The 4240-nt window shown below is 61.7% G+C and carries 3 protein-coding genes; all 3 read left to right on the top strand.

Annotated elements, in window-relative coordinates:
• The first annotated feature begins 29 nt into the window (after positions 1-29).
• A complete protein-coding gene (gene uhpB / locus AAC083_RS21815) occupies positions 30-1550 on the top strand; it encodes a signal transduction histidine-protein kinase/phosphatase UhpB (RefSeq protein ID WP_108537693.1) in 1521 nt (506 codons plus the stop codon).
• 27 nt (positions 1551-1577) lie between these two features.
• Entirely contained in the window at positions 1578-2912 is a 1335-nt protein-coding gene (locus tag AAC083_RS21820) for an MFS transporter (RefSeq protein WP_042036503.1), read from the top strand.
• A gap of 566 nt (positions 2913-3478) precedes the next feature.
• The coding region (locus AAC083_RS21825) for a transporter substrate-binding domain-containing protein (RefSeq protein WP_181364851.1) at positions 3479-4240 on the top strand (762 nt) is incomplete at its 3' end.

The following is a 4240-nucleotide window of genomic DNA, read 5'->3' on the forward strand; positions in this document are numbered from 1 at the left end:
GAGCTGGCCCACCGCATGCTGGACAGCTGGTGATCCCCCGCCTTGCCAGCTATGTCGCCATCTCGCTGGCGGCCGGCTTCATTTTTGCCGCCGGCTGGTTTTGCCTGTGGAGCATCAGCCTGCATCTGGCGGGATCCCCCATACTGGCGGTGCTGCTGTTTCCGTTCGGCCTTCGCCTCGGCCTCCTGCTGCAAAGCCCGATCGCCTACTGGCCGCCGCTGCTGCTGTGTGAGTCCCTGCTGCTCTACTGGCTCAATCAGGAGGTGGGGCTGCCGCTGTGGCCACTGATCCAGGCGGGCAGCCTGCTCACCTTGCTGCCGTTGCTCATCGCCCGCCGCCAGCAGGTGCGCAACGACTGGCAACAGCTGCTGGTACTGCTGGCCACCGTCACAGTGGCTGCGCTGCTGCAATCCCTGCTCTGGCATCTGGCCGGGGAAGATGGCCTCACCGCCCTGCTGCTCACCCTGACCGGCGGCCTGACCCTCACCTCCACCTGCATGTTGATCTGGCACTATCTGACCCGCGCTACCTGGGTACCGCTCGGGCCGGCGCTGGTGGATCAACCGGTGGACTGGCGCTTTCGCCATCTGGTCTGGTATCTGCTGCTGTTCGTGCTGAGCCTCTGGCTGCAGCTCGGCCTGCCGGACTCGCTGGTGCGCTTCACCCCGTTTTGCCTCGCCATTCCTATCATGGCCATGGCCTGGCGCTACGGCTGGCAGGGGGCCCTGCTCGCTACCCTGATGAACACGGTCGCCCTGATGGCGGGGCAGGCCTGGCACGAACACCCGCTGGATCTGCTGCTCTCCCTGCTGGCCCAGAGCCTGACCGGCCTGCTGCTGGGTGCCGGGATCCAGCGCCAGCGCGAACTCAATCAGGCGCTGACCCGCCAGCTCGCCCACAACCGTCAGCTCACCGAGCGGCTGCTGGAAACAGAGGAGAGCATCCGCAAGGAGGTGGCTCGCGAGCTGCACGACGACATAGGCCAGACCATCACCGCCATCCGCACCCAGGCCGGTATCGTGCGCCGCCTCGCGCCGGACAACGCCGGGGTGGGTCAGAGCAGCGCTCTCATCGAGACCCTGTCGCTCGGCATCTACGATGCGGTGCGCGGTCTGCTCGGTCGCCTGCGTCCCCGCCAGCTCGATGACATGAGTCTGGAGCAGGCGGTGCGCGGCCTGCTGCGGGAGCTGGAGCTGGAGCGCCGCGGTATCGTCACCCGGCTCGAGTGGCAGCTGGCGGATGGGGATCTCTCCGATGCCCAGCGGGTCACCCTGTTTCGGGTCTGTCAGGAGGGGCTCAACAACGTGGTAAAGCATGCCAATGCCAGCTTGGTCACCATTCGTGCCCGTACCTGCGGCGAGCTGCTGCAACTGGTGCTGGAAGACGACGGGCGCGGTCTGCCGGAAAATCGCTCGCAGCAGGGCTATGGCCTGCTCGGTATTCGCGAACGGGTACAGGCGCTCGGCGGCGGCCTGCAACTCTCCTGCCTCCACGGCACCCAGCTGACCGTACACCTGCCCAATCGCAAACGGGAAGATCCCCATGACTGACGCGCCATCCCGGGAGCAGACCGTCTTATGCTGAACTTTATGCGCAGTGCGCCGCCACTGCCGCTCATTCGTGATCAGGCCGAGATCGATGCCAGCTACCGTCACTGGCGACTGCATATTCTGCTGACCATGTACCTGGGCTACGCGGTCTTCTACTTCACCCGCAAGAGCTTTAACTTCGCCATGCCGGACATGCTGGCAGACGGCATGCTGAACAAATCCGACATCGGCATGCTGTGGACCCTGTTCTACATCACCTACGGCTGCTCCAAGTTCTTCTCCGGCATCATCAGCGACCGCGCCAACCCGCGCTACTTCATGGGGCTCGGGCTGATGGCCACCGGCGTCATCAATATACTGTTCGGGCTCTCGTCGTCCCTGGGGTTGTTTGCGGCACTCTGGGTCGCCAACGCCTTCTTCCAGGGCTGGGGCTGGCCCCCCTGCTCCAAGCTACTCACCAGCTGGTATTCCCGCAGCGAGCGGGGAGTCTGGTGGTCAGCCTGGAACACGGCCCACAACGTGGGCGGAGCCCTCATTCCGCTTATCGTCAGCACCATAGCCCTGCAGCATGGCTGGCGCTACGGCATGATAGTGCCCGGTGTCATCGCCATTGTGGCCGGGCTGTTTCTCTGCTGGCGACTGCGGGATACCCCGAGTGCCATGGGGCTACCCACTGTGGGGGTCTGGCGCAAGGATGCCATGGAGCTGGCCCAGCAGACTCAGGATGCGGGGCTCTCCCATCACCAGATCCTGCGCAAATACGTGCTCGGCAACCCCTATATCTGGCTGCTGGCGTGCTGCTACGTGCTGGTCTATGTGGTACGCACCGCCATCAATGACTGGGGCAATCTCTACATGACGGAGCAGCGCGGCTTCAACCTGATGAGCGCCAACTCGGCCATTTCAATGTTTGAGGTGGGGGGCTTTATCGGCGCTCTGGTGGCGGGCTGGGGATCGGATAAGTTGTTTAACGGCAACCGCGGGCCGATGAACCTCATCTTCGCGGTGGGGATCCTGCTGGCGGTGGGGTCGCTGTGGCTGATGCCCTTCTTCAGCTATGTGATGCAGGCAGCCTGCTTCTTTACCATCGGCTTCTTCGTGTTCGGCCCCCAGATGCTGATCGGCATGGCAGCGGCCGAGTGCTCCCATAAAAATTCGGCGGGGGCAGCCACCGGCTTCGTCGGCCTGTTCGCCTATATGGGGGCCGCGCTGTCGGGTTATCCGCTGGCCAAGGTGATGGAGATCTGGCACTGGAACGGTTTCTTCGTCGTGATCTCGGTGGCGGCCGGGGTCTCGGCCCTGTTGCTGCTCCCCTTCCTCAAAGCCCAGGCGCCGCGCACCCAGATCCTGAAACCGGAATAAGCGCCTTGAGGCGTCAGGCCAGTCGGCAGATCCGGTGCTTGCCCTTGGCCTGATAAAGGGCGCCATCGGCCGCCAGGGCGCACTGGCTCGACCACCACCAGCGTCTGGGTCCGAGAACCCCCTTTGGAGCCCAATTAAATCCCCATCAAATGTTCACTTGTTGCATAAAATCTCGCTGAGAATGCCCCCTAAGAATCCCACCCTGCGGCCCGCCGGAGCGCGAGTAACGTTTGGCACCACTGAATACGGGGGTTCGGTGTAACAAAGTGTCCCGCCGGCATTTTGGACTTGAACCCGCTCCATTAGATAGATATGTTGTTTTCGTGTGATTTTATGAGTGCAGTCACGGGGAAAAAGCGCCACTAACCTATTGAGTCATCTGGCACAATCGGAAATTGGTACATTTTTCACTCAGCACGCAAGATATGGAATCCCATATGGGGCTTTTGCCTCAACCAAGACAATAATCCTGTCTTACCTGTTGCCGGATGCAGCAGTCTCTTGTGCCACGGAGTCGCACGGGAGCAGGTTCAAGGCTGAACACAACATCGACAGAGACGTCACTTATGATCAAAAAGCTCATTCTATCTACCTTGCTGTTTTGCGGACTGGCCAGTGCCGCACCCGGTTCCACCCTTGACGCCGTGCTGGATCGCGGTGTGCTGCGGGTCGGCTTCAACGCCGGCTATCAACCCTTCGAAATGACCAACAAGCAGGGCCAGTACATCGGCTTCGATGTGGATCTTGCCAAGATGGTCGCCAAGGAGATGGGCGTGAAGGTCGAGTTCGTCAACACCGCTTGGGATGGCATCATTCCGGCGCTGCTGACCGACAAGTTCGATGTCATCATGGGCGGCATGACAGTCACCCCCCAGCGTAACCTGAGAGTCAACTTCGCCGACCCCTACATAGTCGTGGGCCAGACCATAGTCCTGCGCAAGGATAAGGCGGACGAGATCAAGTCCTTCAGCGATCTCAACGATCCCAAGTACAAGATCGCAGTCAAGCTCGGCACCACAGGCGAGCAGGCGGTCAAGCGTCTGATCCCCAAAGCCACCCTGCTGCAGTTTGAAACCCAGGACGACGCCAAGCTGGAAGTCATCAATGGCAAGGTCGATGCCTTCGTCTACGACCTGCCCTACAACGCCATCTTCGCCTCCCAGAACACCGGCGCCGTGGTGCACCTCGACAAGCCGTTCACCTTCGAACCACTGGCTTGGGCCATCCGCAAGGGCGACCAGGACACCCTCAACTGGTTCAACAACTACCTGCGCCAGATCAAGGCTATGTCCCAATTACGTGTTGCATGGGGCGCCCCAGCGCCTCAT

Source organism: Aeromonas sp. HMWF014 (genome assembly GCF_963878295.1).
Classification (GTDB): domain Bacteria; phylum Pseudomonadota; class Gammaproteobacteria; order Enterobacterales; family Aeromonadaceae; genus Aeromonas; species Aeromonas popoffii.